Origin of the sequence: Pseudomonas sp. KK4, from assembly GCF_001984065.1 — a bacterium.
Classification (GTDB): Bacteria; Pseudomonadota; Gammaproteobacteria; order Pseudomonadales; family Pseudomonadaceae; genus Aquipseudomonas.
The window spans coordinates 1-21320 of the sequence record NZ_LYVP01000012.1 but is presented as its reverse complement, the minus strand read 5'-3'; the positions used below and the strand labels follow the sequence as shown (position 1 = coordinate 21320).

16 protein-coding genes are annotated in these 21320 nt (G+C 60.5%); 9 read left to right on the top strand and 7 right to left on the bottom strand.

Annotated elements, in window-relative coordinates; genetic code table 11:
- Nucleotides 1-7: 7 nt before the first annotated feature.
- From B0W55_RS06900 to B0W55_RS06870, 7 genes are all read right to left on the bottom strand, one after another.
- Nucleotides 8-1378 carry an MFS transporter gene (locus B0W55_RS06900; protein WP_077045265.1) on the bottom strand — a complete coding sequence of 457 codons (1371 nt, stop codon included), beginning with the start codon at nucleotides 1376-1378 and terminating at the stop codon, nucleotides 8-10.
- A 186-nt stretch (nucleotides 1379-1564) separates the two neighbouring features.
- Nucleotides 1565-3010 (bottom strand): aldehyde dehydrogenase family protein, encoded by a 1446-nt coding sequence (locus B0W55_RS06895; protein WP_077045264.1) that lies wholly within the window; start codon nucleotides 3008-3010, stop codon nucleotides 1565-1567.
- Between the two features lie 59 nt (nucleotides 3011-3069).
- The gene (kdgD, locus tag B0W55_RS06890; protein ID WP_077045263.1) at nucleotides 3070-3981 is read right to left on the bottom strand and encodes a 5-dehydro-4-deoxyglucarate dehydratase; all 912 of its coding nucleotides are present in this window, start codon (nucleotides 3979-3981) and stop codon (nucleotides 3070-3072) included.
- A gap of 378 nt (nucleotides 3982-4359) precedes the next feature.
- Nucleotides 4360-5109: a FadR/GntR family transcriptional regulator gene (locus tag B0W55_RS06885; RefSeq protein WP_077045333.1), complete on the bottom strand. Its 750-nt coding sequence runs from the start codon at nucleotides 5107-5109 to the stop codon at nucleotides 4360-4362.
- Nucleotides 5110-5301: 192 nt separating this feature from the next.
- On the bottom strand, nucleotides 5302-7029 hold the full coding sequence (locus B0W55_RS06880) for an ABC transporter ATP-binding protein/permease (protein ID WP_077045262.1): 1728 nt from the start codon (nucleotides 7027-7029) through the stop codon (nucleotides 5302-5304).
- 97 nt (nucleotides 7030-7126) lie between these two features.
- Nucleotides 7127-7693 (bottom strand): response regulator transcription factor, encoded by a 567-nt coding sequence (locus B0W55_RS06875; protein WP_077045261.1) that lies wholly within the window; start codon nucleotides 7691-7693, stop codon nucleotides 7127-7129.
- Nucleotides 7686-8948, bottom strand: a complete 1263-nt coding sequence (locus tag B0W55_RS06870) for an ATP-binding protein (protein ID WP_077045260.1) — start codon at nucleotides 8946-8948, stop codon at nucleotides 7686-7688. The genes B0W55_RS06875 and B0W55_RS06870 overlap by 8 nt, the downstream gene beginning before the upstream one ends.
- Before the next feature lie 358 nt (nucleotides 8949-9306).
- On the opposite strand from B0W55_RS06870, the gene B0W55_RS06865 reads away from it, so the two are divergent.
- The 9 genes from B0W55_RS06865 to B0W55_RS06825 all read left to right on the top strand — a co-directional run bounded on the left by B0W55_RS06865 (nucleotide 9307) and on the right by B0W55_RS06825 (nucleotide 21241).
- Nucleotides 9307-10026: an SIMPL domain-containing protein gene (locus tag B0W55_RS06865; RefSeq protein WP_077045259.1), complete on the top strand. Its 720-nt coding sequence runs from the start codon at nucleotides 9307-9309 to the stop codon at nucleotides 10024-10026.
- A gap of 432 nt (nucleotides 10027-10458) precedes the next feature.
- Nucleotides 10459-12084: an ABC transporter substrate-binding protein gene (locus B0W55_RS06860; RefSeq protein ID WP_077045258.1), complete on the top strand. Its 1626-nt coding sequence runs from the start codon at nucleotides 10459-10461 to the stop codon at nucleotides 12082-12084.
- Between the two features lie 307 nt (nucleotides 12085-12391).
- Nucleotides 12392-13993 carry an ABC transporter substrate-binding protein gene (locus B0W55_RS06855; RefSeq protein ID WP_077045257.1) on the top strand — a complete coding sequence of 534 codons (1602 nt, stop codon included), beginning with the start codon at nucleotides 12392-12394 and terminating at the stop codon, nucleotides 13991-13993.
- A gap of 173 nt (nucleotides 13994-14166) precedes the next feature.
- A complete protein-coding gene (locus tag B0W55_RS06850; protein ID WP_077045256.1) occupies nucleotides 14167-15585 on the top strand; it encodes an OprD family porin in 1419 nt (472 codons plus the stop codon).
- 77 nt (nucleotides 15586-15662) lie between these two features.
- Entirely contained in the window at nucleotides 15663-17258 is a 1596-nt protein-coding gene (locus B0W55_RS06845; RefSeq protein ID WP_077045255.1) for an ABC transporter substrate-binding protein, read from the top strand.
- Nucleotides 17259-17332: 74 nt separating this feature from the next.
- Nucleotides 17333-18343, top strand: a complete 1011-nt coding sequence (locus B0W55_RS06840; protein ID WP_077045254.1) for an ABC transporter permease subunit — start codon at nucleotides 17333-17335, stop codon at nucleotides 18341-18343.
- 12 nt (nucleotides 18344-18355) lie between these two features.
- The gene (locus tag B0W55_RS06835; protein ID WP_077045253.1) at nucleotides 18356-19282 is read left to right on the top strand and encodes an ABC transporter permease subunit; all 927 of its coding nucleotides are present in this window, start codon (nucleotides 18356-18358) and stop codon (nucleotides 19280-19282) included.
- A gap of 10 nt (nucleotides 19283-19292) precedes the next feature.
- Nucleotides 19293-20261: an ABC transporter ATP-binding protein gene (locus B0W55_RS06830; protein WP_077045252.1), complete on the top strand. Its 969-nt coding sequence runs from the start codon at nucleotides 19293-19295 to the stop codon at nucleotides 20259-20261.
- Nucleotides 20261-21241, top strand: coding sequence for a peptide ABC transporter ATP-binding protein (locus tag B0W55_RS06825; RefSeq protein ID WP_077045251.1), 981 nt, complete (start codon nucleotides 20261-20263; stop codon nucleotides 21239-21241). The genes B0W55_RS06830 and B0W55_RS06825 overlap by 1 nt, the downstream gene beginning before the upstream one ends.
- Nucleotides 21242-21320 lie beyond the last annotated feature (79 nt).

Below are 21320 nucleotides of genomic sequence, written 5' to 3'. Positions count from 1 at the left end.
CCGCTCCTCAGGAATGCGCTTGTGACAATTTGTTATTGGTTTCAGGACCGTTGACCGGTGGTTCTTTGAGCACCACACGTTTGATCGGACCTACGATGACCAGATAGCTGAACACCGCAACCAGCGCGTTGCAACCGACAAACACCAGTGCCCACTTGAACGAACCGGTGGAGCTGATGATGTAGCCGATGACGATCGGGGTGGTGATCGACGCCAGGTTGCCGAAGGTGTTGAACAGGCCACCGCTCAGACCGGCGATCTGTTTAGGCGACGTATCGGATACCACCGCCCAGCCCAGTGCGCCCACGCCCTTGCCGAAGAATGCCAGGGCCATGAAGCCGACCACCATCCATTCAACGTCCACGTAGTTGCAGGCCACGATGCTGCTGGAGACCAACAGACCGGCAATGATCGGCGCCTTGCGGGCGAAGGTCAGGGAATGACCTTTGCGCAGCAGGTAATCAGAGATGACCCCGCCCAGCACACCGCCGATGAAGCCGCAGATGGCCGGCAACGAGGCGATGAAACCGGCCTTGAGGATGGTCATGCCACGCTCCTGCACCAGGTACACCGGGAACCAGGTCAGGAAGAAGTAGGTGATGCCGTTGATGCAGTACTGGCCCAGGTACACGCCGAGCATCATGCGGTTGGTCAGCAGTTGGCGGATGTAGTCCCACTTCGGACCGTCGACTTTCTTGCCTTTGCCCTTGTCCTGGTCCATGTCGACCATACCGCCGTTGTCGGCGATGTGCTTGAACTCGGCGTCGTTGATCATCGGGTGCTGGCGCGGGCTGTGGATCACCTTGAGCCAGATGCCGGAAAAGATGATGCCGATCACGCCCATGACGATGAACACGTGCTGCCAGCCGAAGCTGTAGACGATCCAGCCCATCAGCGGTGCGAACAACACGGTGGCAAAGTATTGCGCCGAATTGAAGATCGCCGAAGCGGTGCCGCGTTCAGCGGTCGGGAACCAGGCCGCGACGATGCGCGCGTTGCCGGGGAACGACGGCGCTTCGGCCAGGCCCACCAGGAAGCGCAGCATGAACAACGCAACCACGGCCGTGGACATGCCGAACTCACCGACATAACCCTGCAGCACCGTGAACAGCGACCAGGTGAAGATGCTCAACGCATAGATTTTTTTCGAGCCGAAACGGTCCAGCAGCCAGCCACCGGGAATTTGCCCGGCCACGTAGGCCCAACCGAAGGCGGAGAAGATGTAACCGAGGGTGACCGCGTCGATGCCGAGGTCTTTTTGCAGGCTGGAGCCAGCGATGGCAATGGTCGCGCGGTCGGCGTAGTTGATCGTGGTCACCAGAAACAGCATGAGCAGGATCAAATAGCGGACGTGAGTCGGCTTCTGGGTCGATTGCATGTAGATGTACTCCCACTGATTATTTTTATGCGGGTAATAACGATGTTCTGTAGGAGCGAGCACGCTCGCGATGATCGTCAACGATGACGCGGGGCATCAGGTTACCCGCCGCGTCCTTGCGACCATCGCGAGCATGCTCGCTCCTACAGGGGTGCGGTATCGTTGCCAATACCGCGGCGGTGTCAGTTACGAACCGATGTAGCTTGTCTTCACGACCGTGTAGAACTCTTGCGCATAGCGGCCTTGCTCACGTGAGCCATAGGATGACCCCTTACGGCCACCGAACGGAACGTGGTAATCCACACCAGCGGTCGGCAGGTTGACCATGACCATCCCGGCCTGGGAGTGGCGCTTGAAGTGGTTGGCGTACTTCAGGGACGTGGTGGCGATACCCGCCGACAGACCGAACTCGGTGTCGTTGGACATGGCCAGCGCGGCTTCGTAATCGGCCACACGCACGATGTTGGCCACCGGGCCGAAGATCTCTTCGCGGCTGATGCGCATCGACGCTTCGCTGTCGGCAAACAGAGTTGGCGCCAGGTAGTAACCTTCGGTGTCGCAGGTCACCAGACCACCGCCGCTCACCAGGCGAGCGCCTTCGGACTGGCCGATGTCGATGTACTTCATGTCCTGCTCGAGCTGCGCCTGGGAAACCACCGGACCGATGTCGGTACCGGCCTTCAGCGCGTGGCCGACCTTGATCGACTTCATGCGTTCGGCCATGGCTTCGACGAACTTGTCGTGAATCCCGGCGGTGACGATCAGGCGGCTCGAAGCGGTGCAACGCTGGCCGGTGGAGTAGAACGCGCTCTGCACCGACAGCTCGACCGCTTGCTTGAGGTCGGCGTCGTCGAGAATGATCTGCGGGTTCTTGCCGCCCATTTCCAACTGGACCTTGGCCTGGCGCGACACGCAGTTGACCGCGATCTGACGACCGACGCCCACGGAACCGGTGAAGCTGATGCCGTCGACTTTAGGGCTGTTGACCAGCGCCTCGCCAACCACTCGACCGCTGCCCATCACCAGGTTGAACACGCCGGCCGGGAAGCCTGCGCGGGAGATGATTTCCGCCAGCGCCCAGGCGCAACCCGGCACCAGGTCCGCAGGCTTGAGCACCACGCAGTTGCCGTAGGCCAGGGCCGGGGCGATTTTCCACGAAGGAATGGCGATCGGGAAGTTCCACGGGGTGATCAGACCGACCACGCCCAAGGCTTCGCGGGTCACTTCAACGTTGACGCCCGGACGCACCGACGGCACGTAGTCGCCGGACAGACGCAGGCACTCACCGGCGAAGAACTTGAAGATGTTGCCGGCGCGGGTCACTTCGCCGATGGCTTCGGGCAGGGTCTTGCCCTCTTCCCGGGCCAGCAGGGTGCCGAGCTCTTCGCGACGGGCGAGGATCTCGCTGCCGACTTTGTCCAGCGAATCGTGACGGGCCTGGATGCCGGAAGTGGACCATGCCGGGAAGGCGGCACGGGCGGCTTCAATGGCGGCGTTGACCTGGGCCAGGTCGGCCTTGGCGTAATCGCCGATGGTGTCGGTCAGTTCGGACGGGTTGATGTTGGCCGAATAGTCGCTGGCCGCGACCCATTCACCGTTGATGTAGTTATCGAAACGCTTTGCATCAGCCACAACAAATCTCCTCACGCAAAAAGCCGCTGATTGCTCAGCGGCTCTAATTTAAACGGATGTTACTGAGCGCCCTGCTTGTCGATCAGCGCGGCGAGCATTTCGTACTCTTCGCCGGTCAGGTCGGTCAGTGGTGCACGCACAGGACCTGCGTCGTAGCCGGCAATTTTTGCCCCGGCCTTGACGATGCTCACGGCATAGCCAGCCTTGCGGTTACGGATGTCCAGGTAAGGCAGGAAGAAGTCGTCGATGATCTTGCCGACGGTGGCGTGATCGTCGCGAGCGATGGCGTGGTAGAAGTCCATCGCGGTTTTCGGGATGAAGTTGAACACCGCCGAGGAGTAGACCGGCACGCCCAGCGCCTTGTAAGCCGCGGCGTAGACTTCGGCGGTCGGCAAACCACCCAGGTAGCTGAAGCGATCGCCGAGGCGACGACGGATCGACACCATCAACTCGATGTCGCCCAGGCCGTCCTTGTAGCCGATCAGGTTCGGGCAACGCTCGGCCAGACGCTCCAGCAGCGGTGCGTTCAGGCGGCAGACGTTACGGTTGTAGACCACAACGCCGATGTTGACCGATTTGCACACGGCTTCAACGTGGGCGGCAACGCCGTCCTGGCTGGCTTCGGTCAGGTAGTGCGGCAGCAGCAACAGGCCTTTGGCGCCCAGACGCTCGGCTTCCTGAGCGTATTCGATGGCCTGACGGGTCGAACCACCGACACCGGCCAGGATCGGCACGCTCTTGGCGCAGGTGTCGACGGCGGTCTTGATGATTTCCGAATATTCGCTGGCCGCCAGGGAGAAGAACTCACCGGTGCCGCCTGCGGCGAACAGGGCCGAGGCGCCGTATGGGGCCAGCCATTCGAGGCGTTTGATGTAGCCAGCGCGGTTGAAATCGCCCTGGGCATTGAAATCGGTGACCGGGAAAGACAGCAGACCGGCAGAGAGGATGGACTTCAGTTCTTGTGGATTCATTATTCGAACACCCTGGGTAGCGACGTTTGTTGTGATGAGACTGTTCAGCCTGCGCCGAAGTTGTAGGTCATCGTACAACTTAAAATACAACCGTCAACTGCATTTCATCGCGGAGGGCGAAAATTGTTGGACAGCAGGTGCACAAACTCGGGTTTTCACTGGCTGTAGCGAGAGGAAAAGCGGGAGAGGAACGTGGCGTCCAGCGGGGGTGTTAGAGATACGTTGTCGGAAGATTAAGCAACAAGCGGGACATCTATGGGATGGCTGATGGCTCTATCGCGAGCAGGCGGGCTCCCACATTGGCATGCATTCTCCTGTGGGAGCCAGCCTGCTGGCGATGGCACTCGTTCAGACGATGGGTGACACCGGGCGAACAGCTTACCCCCGCTGTGCTTCTGCCTCTTCATGGGCATGACGCAAGCGTTCGCGGCTGTTGGTCAGGTGCAGGCGCATGGCCGCGCGGGCGGCATCGGAATCCTGACGGGCGATGGCCTCGTAGATCTCCTCGTGCTCGCGGCTCAGGCGATTCATGTAGTGCTGCTGATCGTCATGGGCCAGTCGAGCGGAGTTCAGCCGGGTGCGCGGGATGATGCTGGTGCCCAGGTGGGTCATGATGTCGGTGAAGTAGCGATTGCCGGTCGCCAGGGCAATCTGCAGGTGGAACTGGAAGTCCGAAGCCACGGCGTCACTGGCGTGGGAGACGCTCTCATTGAGCGCATCAAGGGCTGCGCGCATCAGGCCGAGCTGCTCGTCACTGCGGCGTTGCGCGGCCAGGCCGGCAGACTCCACTTCCAGGCTGATGCGCAGCTCCAGAATGGCCAGCACGTCCCGCAAGGTGACCACGGTGGCCGGGTCGATGCGAAAGCCGCTCGGGCTCGGGGTGTCGAGCACGAAGGTGCCGATACCGTGACGGGTTTCCACCTGGCCGGCGGCCTGCAAACGGGAAATTGCCTCGCGCACCACCGTGCGGCTGACGCCATGGGCATCCATGATCGCCGACTCGGTGGGCAACTTGTCGCCACGCTTGAGGTGACCGTCGCGAATCTGTTCGGACAACACCGTCACCAGTTCCTGCGCGAGGCTGCGGCGCTTGCGAGGGAGGCGTGGTGCGTCGTTCGGGTTTTCCATGGTGAACATCTGTCTCGAAAAAATCGGCTGAAACCGCATCATAGCTCAACGCGGTTGTACGATCACCGCTGAGGTGAATACTGCCCAATGTGGGAGCGGGCTTGCTCGCGAAAGCGGTGTGTCATTCAGTATTTATGTCGACTGACGCGACGCCTTCGCGAGCAAGCCCGCTCCCACAGGGATCTACGGTGTTTATGCAGTCACGGCCTGGTCTACCAGGTGGCCGTTGTCGATGCGAACATGGCGCGGATGGAACCGCTTGAGGCTGCTGCGATGGCCGACGCTGACGATGCTCAGGCCCGGCAGTTCATCGATCAGCGCCTGATACAGCGATGCCTCATCTTCTTCATCCATCGCCGAGGTCGCTTCGTCCATGTAGAGCCACTGCGGCGCATACAGCAGCGCACGGGCGAAGGCCAGGCGTTGCTGCTCACCCGGCGACAACATGCGCTGCCAGTGATTGGCTTCGTCCAGACGCGCGACCAGATGCGGCAGTCGACAGGTTTCCAGGACATGGGCGTAACGTTCGTTCGGGTAAGTATCGCCCGCCTGTGGATAACTCAGCGCTTCACGCAGGGTACCGATCGGCAGATAAGGCTTTTGCGGCAGGAACAGATACCGCGCCGCCGGCAAACGAATGCTGCCGTGCCCCGCCGGCCACAGATGCCCCATCGCCCGCAACAGGGTGGATTTGCCGCTGCCGGAACGGCCGCTGAGCATGACCCGCTCGCCCTTCTGCACGGTCATGTCGGCATTGGTCAGCAAATGACGACCGTCAGCCAGATCAAGGCCAAGGTTGTGCACTTTGAGCGCGTCACCCTGGTTCTGTACATCGATGGCCGGTGCGCGCTGTTCGTTGTCGGTCATGGCCTGACGGAAGCTCAACAGACGATCACAGGTGGCGCGCCAGGAGGCGAGGCTCTGATACGCGGTGATGAACCAGCTGAAACTGTCCTGGACATTGCCGAAGGCCGAGCTGATCTGCATCAGCTCGCCGAGCTCGATCTTGCCGGCCAGGTAACGCGGTGCCGCCACCATGAACGGGAAGATCACCGCCGCCTGCTCGTAACCGGAGGTGAAGAAGGTCAGGCGCTTGGACACCTTCATGATGTCCCAGAAGTTGTGCCAGACATTGGCGAAACGACTGCTCAAGCGCCGATGCTCGTTGGGCTCGCCGTTGTACAAGGCGATGGTTTCGGCGTTTTCACGCACCCGGATCATCGAGAAACGCATGTCCGCTTCGAAGCGTTGTTGCCGGTTGTTCAAGCCGATCAGGCGACGACCGATCAGATGCGTCAGCCAACTGCCCACCACCGCATACACCAGTACGCACCAGAACATGTAGCCAGGCACGGTGATGCCGAAAACCTCGATGCTGCCCGACACGCCCCAGAGGATGACCGAGAACGACACCAGGCTGACCACGTTGCGCAGCAGGCCGATGCCCAGGGTCAGAGTGTCGTTGGTGAAGTTGTTGAGGTCTTCGGAAATCCGCTGGTCCGGGTTATCGGTGTAACCGCCCTGCTCCAGCTGGTAGTAATTCTTGTCCGCAAGCCAGCGGGAGAAATGTTTTTCGGTGAGCCACGCCCGCCAGCGGATCGTCAGCATCTGGGTCAGGTACAGCCGGTACACCGCGCCGACGATCGCCACCGCCGCGATGGCGCAGAAATACAGGATCAGTCGCCAGAACGCCGCTTCGTCCTTCTGTTGCAGGGCGTTGTAGAAGTCCTTGTACCAGGTGTTGAACCACACCGAGATGCCGACGCTGATCAGCGACAGCGCGATCACTGCGATCAGCAGTGTCCAGGCCTTGCCCTTCTCCTCACTGCGCCAGTAAGGCGTGATCATCGCCCAGACTCTGCGAAAAAACTGCCCGCGCACAGCATCGTTGACCGCGCAATATTCAGCGTTCTGATTCATGGATAAGGCTCGATAAGAAAAAATACACGCACGAACCGATCATAGATGATCGGTTCGGATTGTCGCGAGAAGCGGCCGGCATTCGTTCAGCGCAGGTTCAGCGGCGAACGGGGCGTTTCTGCAGTTTGCGCTGCAGGGTGCGACGGTGCATGCCCAGGGCGCGGGCCGTGGCGGAAATGTTGCCTTCGTGCTCGGTCAGCACGCGCTGGATGTGCTCCCACTGCAGACGGTCCACGGACATCGGATTTTCCGGCACCAGGCTGTCCAGGTCAGCGTGCTCGGACAACAACGCAGCCAGCACATCGTCGGCGTCCGCCGGCTTGCACAGGTAGTTGCAGGCGCCACGCTTGATGGCTTCCACGGCGGTGGCGATGCTGGAATAGCCGGTGAGGATCACCACGCGCATGTCCGGGTCCATTTCCAGCAGCTTGGGCAGCAGTACCAGACCCGAGTCGCCGTCCATCTTCAGGTCCAGGGCGGCGTAGTCCGGCAGATCGCCCTGGGCGATGGTCAGGCCTTCTTCGGCGGACCCTGCGGTGCTGACGCGAAAGCCGCGACGGGCCATGGCGCGCGCCATCACCCGGGTAAAGGTCGCATCGTCGTCGACCAGCAGCAAATGTGGCAGTTCTTCGCCTTCGTGTTCGACTTGGATTTCGTCACTCATGTTCGTCTCCTCGGACGCCAAGGGGCAGGCGCAGCTCGGTGAGCGTGCCGCCTTCCTCATGACTGTAGAGTTTCACTGAGCCGCCGGCGCGTGTCACGCTGGCCTTGCTCAAAAACAGGCCCAGGCCGAAACCTTTGCCCTTGGTGGTAAAAAACGGCTTGCCGATCTGCTCGGCGATGGCCAGCGGCACACCGGCGCCGTGGTCGCGGATGCTGATGGTCAGGTTCTCGGTGTCCCAGTCCAGGGTCACTTGAAGGCCTTCGGGACAGGCATCGGCGGCATTGTTCAACAAGTTCAGCAGCGCCTGGGTCAGGTCCGGTGGTGGCGCCATGCGCGGCACCGTGCCCTGTCCCAGGCGCTGGAAGCGATAGCTGGCTTCCGGGCGCATCAAATGCCAGCGGTTGAGTGCTTCGTCGAGCCAGTCAGTGACGTCCTGCATCTCGACCGCCAGACGTCGATTGGCTTCGGCGGCGCGCACCAATTGCTGCAACGTCTCTTTACAGAGTTTGACCTGATCCTGCAGCACGCTCAGGTCGTCCTGCAACATCGGGTCATGATGGTCCTGGCGCATTTCCTTGAGCAGCACGCTCATGGTCGCCAGTGGCGTGCCCAGTTCATGGGCTGCACCGGCAGCCTGGGTGGCGACGGCCAGCAGTTGCTGGTCGCGCAGGCCTTCTTCGCGGCGGATGGCGCGCAGTTCTTCCTGACGACGCAGCTCTTCAGCCATGCGCGCTGCGAAGAAGGTGATCACTGCCGCGGCCAGCGCGAAACTCAGCCACATCCCGTATACCTGCAGGTTTTCCCGGGCGATCGGGTAGGTTTGCAGCGGATAGAACTGCGCCAGCAGCAAGGTGTACATCAGCAGCGCAATGCCCGACAGAATCACCGAATAGCGCCATGGCAGCGTGACCGCGGCGATGGTCAGGGGCACCAGGTAATAAGAGACGAACGGGTTGGTCGAACCGCCGGAGAAATACAGCAGAGCACTGTGGATAAACAGATCGCACGCCAGTTGCACGGCGTATTCAAGCTCGGTGACCGGCCAGGTGGTGCGCAGGCGAATCGCCGTGAAGGCACACAGCAGCATCGAACAACCCAGGGTGGCAGCCAACTGGAACCAGGGCAGTGGCAGCAGTTCGAGCCAATAGGCCAGGCCCACGGAGCCGGCCTGAGCGGCCAGCACCAACGTGCGGATGAAGGTCAGCCGCCAGAGGTTCTGGCGCGTGGCGGAAGTGATTTGAACGGGGGCGAGCATGAGCTCTCCTGATGAGCGCTCCAGGCGGATCGCCGAGAGTATAACCAAGCGGCGTCGCCAGAAGCGAAAGGTGCGGCAAACGACCACATCCCTGTGTCGCCTGGAAGCTTTTGTGGCGAGGGAGCTCGCTCCCGTTCGGCTGCGCAGCAGTCGTAAAATCGATTCCAGTGCTTATAGGTTTTACACCCGAGTTGGAAGGGGGCTGCTTCGCAGTCCAGCGCGAGCAAGCTCCCTCGCCACAGGTTACTCATTCATCTGTATTGAGTTTGTAACTGTGCGAACTGGATCATTAAAGCTAGAGTCTGATGGTTTCACGCAGACCCGGACCAACGCCTGCGTAATCATCCAAGGAGCTTTCATGCACACTTTCCGCCGCAGCGCCGCCCTGCTCGCCCTGAGCGCTGGCACCCTCGCCAGCCTCCCGGCCCTGGCTGCCGACGAACTTCATTACAACCAGATTTCCCTGCGCGCCGAAGTCAGCCAGGAAGTGGCTCGCGATCTGATGATCGTGACCCTCTACACCGAAGAACAGAACACCGACCCGGCCAAACTCGCCGCTGACGTCAGCACCACCATGAACAAGGCGCTGGCCCAGGCCAAGCAAGTCAACGACATCACCCTGCGTCAGGGCAGCCGCAGCAGCTACCCGATCTACGACGCCAAGGGCCAGAAGATCACCGGCTGGCGTGAACGTGCCGAATTGCGTCTTGAGAGCACCGACTTCGCCGCGTTGTCGAAGCTGACCGGTGAATTGCTCACCGACCTGAAGATGGGCGGCATGGACTTCGCCATCGCCACGCCAACCCGCAAGGCCAGTGAAGACGCCCTGCTCAAGGACGCCGTGGCCGCCTTCAAGGCTCGCGCGCAACTGGCCACCGACGCGTTGGGTGGCAAGGGCTACAAGATCGTCAACCTGAACTTCAACACCAACGGTTACCCACAACCCTACATGCGCGCACCGATGATGATGAAAGCGGCCAGCATGGACGGCGCCGCGCCGGTGACGCCGGACGTCGAAGCCGGCACAAGCCAGGTCAGCATGACGGCTGACGGCTCGATCGAAGTGCTGCTGCCTTGATTCGATAACACCTGAACAAAAAACGGCGATCACCAAAATGATCGCCGTTTTTTTATGGACTATATTCCTGCAGGGGCACAGTTCGTTCATACGTGAACCGGGTTGTACCGGGTATGACCGGCAACGATAACCACTCCCATTCAACCCCACAGGACGGGGTATAAATAGGTAACACCCTCGCCCCACCCATGGGCAACCCAATGCCAGGATGCACCATAAAAGTGCGCCAGTTGCACCGCAAAAACGCCGCGCAAACGGTCAAATGCGTCAGGAATTATACATATGCGACATTAAGGTACGTTCGTGCCACCGTTTAAGGCTTGTAGGTGCTCTGGATCTTGCATTGGGTATGGCCCCTGCATAAGTATCCGCAGGCACGACTCACAAGGTCGTCCTCAAAATCAAAAAATGACAACAAATCATGAGGCCACCATGCTTAAACAAGCGGTCATTCCGTTTTTAGTCGGCGCCAGCCTGTTGGCTAGCGCGCCGTTCGCTCAAGCTGCGACTAACCTGGTGTTCTGCTCCGAAGGGAGCCCGGCCGGTTTCGATCCAGGTCAATACACCACCGGAACCGACTTCGACGCCTCTGCAGAAACCATGTTCAACCGCCTGACTCAGTTCGAGCGCGGCGGCACCGCCGTGATTCCTGGTCTGGCGACCAGCTGGGACGTCTCCCCTGACGGCCTGACCTACACCTTCCACTTGCGTGACGGTGTCAAGTTCCACACCACCCCGTACTTCAAGCCGACGCGCAATTTCAACGCCGACGACGTGCTGTTCACCTTTAATCGCATGATTAACAAGGATGACCCGTTCCGCAAAGCGTACCCGACCGAATTCCCGTACTTCACCGACATGGGGATGGATACCAACATCACCAAGATCGATAAAGTCGACGACCACACCGTCAAGTTCACGCTCAAAGACGTCGATGCCGCGTTCATCCAGAACATGGCCATGAGCTTCGCCTCCATCCAGTCCGCCGAGTACGCTGCCCAGCTGCTCAAGGAAGGCAAGGCTGCCGACATCAACCAGAAGCCGGTCGGCACGGGTCCGTTCGTGTTCAAGAGCTACCAGAAAGACTCCAACATCCGCTACACCGGGAACAAGGACTACTGGAAGCCTGACGACGTCAAGATCGACAACCTGATCTTCGCCATCACCACCGACCCGTCGGTGCGCATCCAGAAGCTGAAGAAGAACGAGTGCCAGGTCACCCTGTTCCCTCGTCCGGCCGACCTGAAGGCGCTGCGCGAAGACAAGACCCTGAAACTGCCTGACCAGGCTGGCTTCAACCTGGGTTACATCGCCTACAACGTGATGCCCAAGGTCAAAGGTCAGACCGACGCCAACCCGCTGGCCGAGCTGAAGGTTCGCCAGGCGCTGGACATGGCCGTCAACAAGCAGCAGATCATCGACTCTGTGTACCAGGGCGCCGGCCAGCTGGCCGTCAACGCCATGCCACCGACCCAGTGGTCCTACGACACCACCATCAAGGATGCGCCGTACAACCCTGAGAAAGCCAAGGAGCTGCTCAAGGAAGCTGGCGTGAAGGAAGGCACCGAAATCGTCCTGTGGGCGATGCCGGTACAGCGTCCGTACAACCCGAACGCCAAGCTGATGGCAGAAATGCTGCAGTCCGACTGGTCCAAGATCGGCCTGAAGGTCAAGATCCAGAGCTACGAGTGGGGCGAGTACATCAAGCGTTCCAAAGGTGGCGAGAACCAGGCGATGCTGATTGGTTGGAGCGGTGACAATGGTGACCCCGACAACTGGCTGAACGTGCTGTTCGGCTGCGACTCGCTGGAAGGCAACAACTTCTCCAAGTGGTGCTACAAGCCGTTTGACGACATCGTCAAGCAAGCCAAGCGCACCTCGGATCAGGCCAAGCGCACCGAACTGTACAAGCAGGCGCAACACATCCTGAAAGACCAGACTCCAATGACACCTATCGCTCACTCGACGGTGTTCCAACCCATGCGCGCCGAAGTGCAGGACTTCAAGATCAGCCCATTCGGCTTGAACTCCTTCTACGGCGTCAGCGTCAGCAAGTAAGGTGTGGCAACGGCGGCGTTTTTGACGTCGCCGTTGCTTTATCTACCGAGAAAGCAGGAAACCGCCTACATCTAGATCGTCTGTTGCCTACAGCAGCACGCTAGGACGCGTCGCCTTTTCCCACAAGTCTTTCGGACTATTCGTATTTACTGCCGGACTCACGGTTCATACCGTCGGGATCCGACCAGTTCATGCGTGGGTCATCGGTTTTTTTTGCTGTACGTCATGAGCTGGAAACCAGTGACGCCTCCACGTCCGCGGACGGGACGAAGGCTCGCTGTCAACACTACGAACAAGAGGGAGCGTCATGCGCCATACCTTGGTTTTATCCGCATTGCTGGGCACCGGCCTGTTGGCCGCCACTTCCATGAGCCAGGCCGCCAATAACAGCCTGGTGTTCTGCTCCGAAGGCAGTCCCGCCGGTTTCGATACGGCGCAGTACACCACTGCGACCGATAACGATGCCGCCGAGCCGCTGTACAACCGCCTGGCAGAGTTTGAAAAAGGCTCGACCAATGTCGTACCGGGCCTGGCAACCAGTTGGGATATTTCCGAAGACGGCCTGACGTACACCTTCCACCTGCGCCCCGGGGTGAAGTTTCATACCACCAAGTACTTCACACCGACCCGCGATTTCAATGCCGATGACGTGTTGTTCACGTTCAACCGCATGCTCGACCCCCAACAACCTTTCCGTAAGGCTTACCCGACCGAGTTCCCGTATTTCAACGGTATGAGCCTGAACAAGAACATCGCCAAGGTCGAAAAGACCGGGCCGCTGACCGTGGTCATGACGCTCAACAGCGTGGACGCCGCGTTCATCCAGAACATCGCCATGAGCTTTGCCGCGATTCTTTCCGCCGAGTACGCCGACAAGCTGCTGGCCGAAGGCAAGCCCAGCGATATCAACCAGAAGCCGATCGGCACCGGGCCGTTCGTGTTCAAGAGTTACCAGAAAGACTCCAACATCCGTTACACCGGCAACAGGCAGTACTGGGACCCGAGCCGCGTCAAGCTCGACAACCTGATCTTCGCCATCAACACCGATGCCTCGGTACGCGTGCAGAAACTCAAGGCCAACGAGTGCCAGATCACGCTGCACCCTCGCCCTGCCGACGTCACCGCGCTGAAGAACGACCCGGCACTGCAACTGATCGAGAAGCCTGGCTTCAATCTCGGCTACATCGCCTACAACGTGCGCCACAAGCCCTTCGATCAGCTGGAAGTGCGCCAGGCGCTGGACATGGCGGTGAACAAGCAAGGCATCCTCAACGCCGTGTACCAGGGCGCCGGTCAATTGGCTGTCAACGCCATGCCGCCGACCCAATGGTCCTACGACGAGACCATCAAGGACGCCGCCTACAACCCTGAGAAAGCCAAGGAGCTGCTCAAGGCCGCCGGCGTCAAGGAAGGCACCGAAATCACTCTGTGGGCCATGCCCGTGCAGCGCCCGTACAACCCCAACGCCAAGTTGATGGCTGAAATGCTCCAGGCGGACTGGGCGAAGATCGGCCTGAAGGTCAAGATCGTCAGCTACGAGTGGGGCGAGTACATCAAGCGCACCAAGAACGGCGAGCACGACGTCAGCCTGATCGGCTGGACCGGTGACAATGGTGACCCGGACAACTGGCTCGGCACGCTGTACAGCTGCGACGCCATTGGCGGCAACAATTACTCGATGTGGTGCGATCCGGCTTACGACAAGCTGATCAAGCAGGCCAAGGTCGTGACCGACCGCGACCAGCGCACCGTGCTTTACAAACAGGCGCAGCAGTACCTCAAGCAGCAGGTACCGATCACGCCGGTCGCCCATTCGACGGTCAACCAGCCGTTGAGCGCCAAAATCGAAGGGTTCAAAGTCAGCCCGTTCGGTCGCAACGTGTTCTCGGGTGTCAGCATCGATAAATAAATCCGTGTAGCCAAAACGCTGGGGGCGCATTGCGCCCTCACGCAGGCGCATTGCCGTAATTCGCCCACAAGGCTTTCGGCAAACGTTTGCGATGCGTGAAAGAGTTCCAAAGCGCAAGCCGGATCACCAAAAAAGACCGGCATAAAAAAAAGAAAGGTAAGGAGCTTCACCCCATGAAACTAAGCAGCACCGCACTACTGGCCCTGGCCATCAGCAGCGTAACCGCCACAGCTTACGCAGAGACCCAAAGCCAGGCGTTTACTCCGGTTACCGTCAAAGAGAAAAGCGCACAAAGCGAAGCCACCGGTTTCGTCGAAGGCCAGTCGATCACCGGCACCACGCGCAACTGGTACGCCAACGAGCAATTCAAGCGTGGCGCCAAGCTGCGTTACCGCGAAGACGGCGTCCTGAAAGAAACCGATCGCCGTATCAACTGGGTGCAAGGCACCATCATCAAGTACAACTCGGGCTTCACCGAAGGCACCGTGGGTTTCAGCACCGAAGTGGCGGCCTACAACGCCATCGCCCTGGACCGCGATCGCAAGGACCTGGCCTCTGCCAATGGCGGCGCCCCGATCCCGGGCGTTGGCGGCAAGGGCAACAACCGGACCCTGACCCGCAGTGGCGGCGATGCCGAAGGTCAGTGGAGCAAAGTGGGCCTGGCCAACGTCAAGGCGCGCTTCTCCAACACCACCCTGACCGCCGGCCGCATGAACTTCAGCAGCCCGATGGTCGATGTCATCGGTAACCGTCCGCTGCCTTCGAGCTTCGAAGGTGTGGCGCTGCACAGCGAAGAGCTGGAAAACCTGTCGTTCGACCTGGCCACCTTCGACCGCAACTCTCCGCGTACCGAAGAAAGCCAGCGTAAATTCCGCTCGGAATACGCCGACCACCTCGTCGAAATCGATCACGTCAACACCGCCGGTATCACCTACCAGCCGCTGGCCAGCCTGACCACCAGCCTGTGGGCCACCCAGGCCGAAGACATGTGGAACCAGTACTACTTCGGCGCCAGCCACGTACTGGGCGACAGCTCGGTCCTGAGCCTGACCACCGGCCTGAACTACTACAAGACCGTCGACGAAGGCAAAAGCGTGCTGGGCGACATCGACAACGACACCTACTCCCTGTCGTTCGGCCTGACCCACCAGGCCCATACCCTGACCTTCTCGTATCAGGAAGTGAACGGTAACGAGTACTTCGACTACCTGCACGAAACCAACGGCATCTACCTGGCCAACTCCCTGCTGTCGGACTTCAACGGCCCGAACGAGAAATCGTTCCAGATCGCCTACGGCCTGAACATGGCCGACTACGGCGTACCTGGCCTGAAGTTCAACGTCTACCAGGCCCGCGGCTGGGGCATCGACGGTACTCACTACAAAGGTGGCGAGTACAACAGCGTGCTGGCGATGGACGGCGAACACCACTACGAATACGGCATCGGTGCTTCGTACGCCGTACAGAGCGGCCCGCTCAAGGCCACCACTGTGCGCGCAACCTACACCGCTCACCGCGCCACCGACAACCAGGCCGATGGCAGCCTCAACGAGTTCCGTCTCGTGACTACCGTGCCGTTCAACATTCTGTAATGCACCTGCCCAATGGCTGATTCCCTGATGAACAGCCATTGGGCTTTTGTCCTTTAACCGATTGCAGAGGGTTCTCGATGAAAATGCTTCCCCTACGTGCGGCCGTTGCGGCTGCCTTGTTGAGTGTCGCGCTTGGCGTGTCGGCCAAACCGCTGGTGGTCTGCACCGAAGCCAGTCCTGAAGGCTTCGACATGGTCCAGTACACAACCGCAGTCACGGCCGATGCGGTGGCCGAGACCATCTTCAATCGCCTGGCGGACTTCAAACCCGGCACCACCGAGGTGATTCCGGCCCTGGCCGAATCCTGGGACATCAGCGAAGACGGCCTGAACTACACGTTCCACCTGCGCAAAGGCGTCAAGTTTCACACCACCGAATACTTCAAGCCGACCCGCGACATGAATGCCGACGACGTGGTCTGGAGCTTCCAGCGTCAACTGGACCCGAACCATCCTTGGCACAAACTCTCGAGCGTGGGCTTCCCGTACTTTGAAAGCATGGGCTTCAAAGAACTGCTCAAAAGCGTCGAGAAAGTCGACGACAACACGGTCAAGTTCACCCTGACCCGGCGCGAAGCGCCGTTCCTGGCCGACATCGCCATGGCGTTTTCCTCGGTCTATTCGGCCGAATACGCCGACCAGTTGCTCAAGGCCAACAAGACCGGCGATCTGAACAACAAGCCAATCGGCACCGGTCCGTTTATCTTCCAGCGCTACAACAAGGATGCCCAGGTTCGCTTCAAGGCCAACCCGGACTATTTCCGTGGCAAGCCGCCGGCCGATTCGCTGATCCTGGCGATCGCCACCGACAACAACGTGCGCCTGCAGAAGCTCAAGGCCAACGAATGCCAGATCGCCCTGTACCCGAAACCGGACGATATTCCGAGCATCAAGAAAGACACGAACCTGAAGGTCGATGAACTGAATGCGATGACCGTGTCCTACATCGCCATGAACACCACTCACAAGTACCTGAGTGATGTGCGGGTGCGTAAGGCCATCGACATCGCCTTCGACAAGGAAGCCTATGTCAACGCGCTGTTCGGCAAGGGCAACGCCACCGTAGCGGTCAACCCGTACCCGGACACCCTGCTGGGCTACAACCACACGCTGAAAAACCCGGCCCGCGATCTGGACAAGGCCCGCGCCCTGCTCAAGGAAGCCGGCGTACCGGAAGGCACCACGCTGACCCTGTTCACCCGCAACGGCGGTGGTCCGACCAACCCGAACCCGATGCTCGGTGCGCAGATGATGCAGGCTGACCTGGCCAAGGTCGGCATCAAGGTCGACATCCGCGTGATGGAATGGGGCGAAATGCTCAAACGCGCGAAAAACGGCGAACACGATATGGTTTCCGCCGGATGGGCGGGCGATAACGGCGACCCGGACAACTTCCTGACGCCTATGCTCAGTTGCGAAGCGGCCAAGAACGGCGAAAACTATGCACGCTGGTGCAGCGACAAGTTCCAGGCCCTGATCGACCAGGCACGGGAAAAAACCGACCCGGCCGAACGTGCGGCGCTGTACGAACAGGCTCAGGTTATTTTCAATCAGGACCAGCCATGGATTAGCATGGCGCACACTAGAATGTTCACCGCAATGCGCAACAACGTAGAGGGCTATCACATTAGCCCCCTCACCACGAATAACTTCGCCACCACCCAGGTGAAGTAAATAAGAAAACTCCCGGTGTCCCTGACCCCAGGGACACCAGGCACGCCTAACCGGCTGATGAGGTACACCACACGATGTTTAGTTTTATTGCCCGCCGACTGGGGTTACTGATCCCCACGTTCTTCGGCATCACCTTGCTGACTTTCGCGTTGATTCGCATGATCCCTGGCGACCCCGTGGAAGTCATGATGGGAGAACGTCGGGTCGACCCCGAAATGCACGCTCAGGCAATGGAACGCCTTGGTCTGAACAAGCCTCTTTACGCCCAGTACCTCGACTACATCGGGAAACTGGCCCACGGCGACCTGGGGGAATCCCTGCGTACCCGTGAAAGCGTCTGGAGCGAGTTCACCTCCCTATTCCCCGCGACCCTGGAACTGTCCATGGCCGCCCTGTTGTTCGCCGGCATCCTGGGCCTCCTGGCCGGGGTGATCGCGGCACTCAAGCGAGGATCCCTGTTCGACCATGGGGTGATGGGCATCTCCCTGGCGGGATATTCGATGCCGATCTTCTGGTGGGGCCTGATCCTGATCATGTTCTTCTCGGTGTCCCTGGGCTGGACCCCGGTGTCCGGGCGGATCGACCTTCTGTACGACATCGAGCCGCGCACCGGCTTCATGCTCATCGACACGCTGCTGGCCGATGACGTCAGCGCCTTCGTCGATGCCCTGCACCACCTGATCCTGCCGGCCATCGTGCTGGGTACCATTCCGCTGGCGGTGATCGCGCGGATGACCCGTTCGTCGATGCTCGAAGTGCTGCGCGAGGATTACATCCGTACCGCCAAGGCCAAGGGCCTGTCGCCGTCGCGCGTGGTGTTCGTGCACGGCCTGCGTAACGCGCTGATCCCGGTACTGACCGTGGTCGGCCTGCAAGTGGGCACCCTGTTGGCCGGTGCGGTTCTGACCGAAACCATCTTTTCCTGGCCGGGCATCGGCAAATGGCTGATCGAAGCCATCGGCGCCCGTGACTATCCAGTCGTACAAAACGGCATCCTGTTAATCGCCTGCCTGGTGATTCTGGTCAACTTCGTAGTGGACATCCTCTACGGCTTTGCCAACCCACGCATCCGTCATCAGCGCTGAGGTCAATACCCCATGAGCACTCCAACATCCTCAGTAGCCACCGCCGCGTCCGCCGTGGATCAAAGCCTGCTGTACCCCTCGCCTTACAAAGAATTCTGGCAAGCGTTTTCCAAGAACAAAGGCGCCGTTGCCGGCCTGATGTTCATGCTGCTGGTGATTTTCTGCGCCATCTTCGCCCCGTGGGTCGCCCCCCATGACCCGAGCGAGCAGTACCGTGACTTCCTGCTGACCCCGCCAGCCTGGCTGGAAGGTGGGCAGATCCAGTTCCTGCTGGGTACCGATGAACTGGGCCGTGACCTGCTGTCGCGTCTGATCCAGGGTTCGCGCCTGTCGCTGCTGATCGGTTTGTCGTCGGTGGTGATGTCGCTGATCCCGGGGATCCTGCTGGGTCTGTTCGCCGGTTTCTTCCCGAAAGTGGTCGGCCCGACCATCATGCGTCTGATGGACATCATGCTGGCCCTGCCGTCGCTGCTGCTGGCCGTGGCGATCGTCGCCATCCTCGGCCCTGGCCTGATCAACACCGTGATCGCGATCGCCGTGGTGTCCCTGCCGTCCTATGTTCGTCTGACCCGCGCCGCGGTGATGGGCGAGCTGAACCGCGACTACGTGACCGCCGCCCGCCTGGCCGGTGCCGGCCTGCCACGCCTGATGTTCGTCACCGTGCTGCCCAACTGCATGGCGCCGCTGATCGTTCAGGCGACCCTGAGCTTCTCCTCGGCGATTCTCGATGCCGCCGCCCTGGGCTTCCTCGGCCTTGGCGTTCAACCGCCAACCCCTGAATGGGGCACCATGCTGGCTTCGGCCCGCGACTACATCGAACGCGCCTGGTGGGTCGTGAGCCTGCCGGGTTTGACCATTTTGCTCAGCGTGCTGGCAATCAACTTGATGGGCGACGGCCTGCGCGATGCGCTGGACCCGAAACTCAAGAACGCCGCCTGAGGAGATTCCAATGTCCCTGCTAGAAATCAAGAATCTCAACGTTCGCTTCGGCGACAAGAACGCCACCCCTGTGGTCGACGGCCTCGACCTGAAAGTGGACAAGGGCGAAGTGCTGGCCATCGTTGGCGAGTCCGGTTCCGGCAAGTCCGTGACCATGATGGCGCTGATGGGCCTGATCGAGCACCCGGGGATCGTCACCGCAGACTCGCTGAGCTTCGACGGGCAGAACATGCTCAAGCTGAGCAACCGTCAGCGTCGGCAGATCGTCGGCAAAGACCTGGCGATGGTGTTCCAGGACCCGATGACCGCGCTGAACCCAAGCTACACCGTGGGTTTCCAGATCGAGGAAGTGCTGCGCCTGCACCTGAAAATGTCCGGCAAGCAAGCCCGCAAACGTGCCATCGAGTTGCTGGAAAAAGTTGAAATCCCGGGCGCGGCCAGCCGCATGGACGCTTACCCGCATCAACTGTCAGGCGGTATGAGCCAGCGTGTCGCGATCGCCATGGCGATTGCCGGCGAACCGAAACTGTTGATCGCCGACGAACCGACCACTGCGCTGGACGTTACCATTCAGGCGCAGATCATGGACCTGCTGCTGGCCTTGCAGAAAGAGCAGAACATGGGCCTGGTGCTGATCACCCACGACCTCGCGGTCGTGGCTGAAACCGCCCAGCGCGTGTGCGTGATGTACGCCGGTCAAGCCGTTGAAGTCGGTCAGGTGCCGCAACTGTTCGACATCCCGGCCCACCCTTACAGCGAAGCACTGCTCAAGGCGATTCCGGAACACAGCCTGGGCGCCTCGCGCCTGTCGACCCTGCCGGGCATCGTGCCGGGTCGCTACGACCGTCCGCAGGGCTGCCTGCTGTCGCCGCGCTGCCCGTACGTGCAGGACAACTGCCGCGTGCAGCGTCCGGCCCTTGACCCGAAAAGCAACAGCCTCGCCCGCTGCTTCTACCCGCTGAACCAGGAGGTGGCGTAATGGCCGTCGTTCTTACTGCCCGCGACCTGACCCGTCACTACGAAGTGTCCCGTGGCCTGTTCAAGGGTCACGCCACCGTCCGCGCCCTCAACGGTGTGTCGTTCGAGCTCGAAGCCGGCAAGACCCTCGCCGTTGTAGGTGAGTCGGGCTGCGGTAAATCCACCCTGGCCCGTGCCTTGACCCTGATCGAAGAGCCGTCCTCGGGTTCCTTGAAAATCGCCGGCCAGGAAGTGGCCGGCGCCGACAAGGCCCAGCGCAAGCAACTGCGCAAAGACGTGCAGATGGTGTTCCAGAGCCCTTACGCCTCGCTCAACCCGCGGCAGAAAATCGGTGATCAACTGGCCGAGCCGCTGCTGATCAACACCAACCTGTCGGCGGCCGAACGTCGCGAGAAAGTCCAGGCGATGATGAAGCAGGTGGGCTTGCGTCCAGAGCACTACCAGCGTTATCCGCACATGTTCTCCGGCGGTCAGCGCCAGCGGATCGCCCTGGCCCGCGCGATGATGCTGCAACCGAAAGTGCTGGTGGCGGACGAACCGACCTCGGCGCTGGACGTGTCGATCCAGGCGCAGGTATTGAACCTGTTCATGGACCTGCAGCAGGAGTTCAACACCGGTTACGTGTTCATCTCCCACAACCTGGCCGTGGTGCAACACGTGGCCGATGACGTGATGGTGATGTACCTCGGTCGCCCGGTGGAAATCGGTCCGAAGAACGACATCTATGCCCGTCCTTTGCACCCGTACACCCAGGCACTGTTGTCGGCGACTCCAACCATCCACCCGGATCCGGACAAGCCGAAAATCAAGATCGTCGGCGAGCTGCCCAACCCGCTGAACCCGCCACCGGGCTGCGCCTTCCACAAGCGCTGCCCATATGCCACCGAGCGTTGCAGCAGCGAAGAGCCGGCCCTGCGCCTGCTCGACAGCCGCCAGGTCGCGTGCCACTACGCCGAGCAGTTCCTCGACGGCGCGGCGTAACCGTGAACTGAAAAACCTGTGGGAGCGGGCTTGCTCGCGAATGCGTCGTGTCAGTACACCTATTTGCTGACTGACAGAC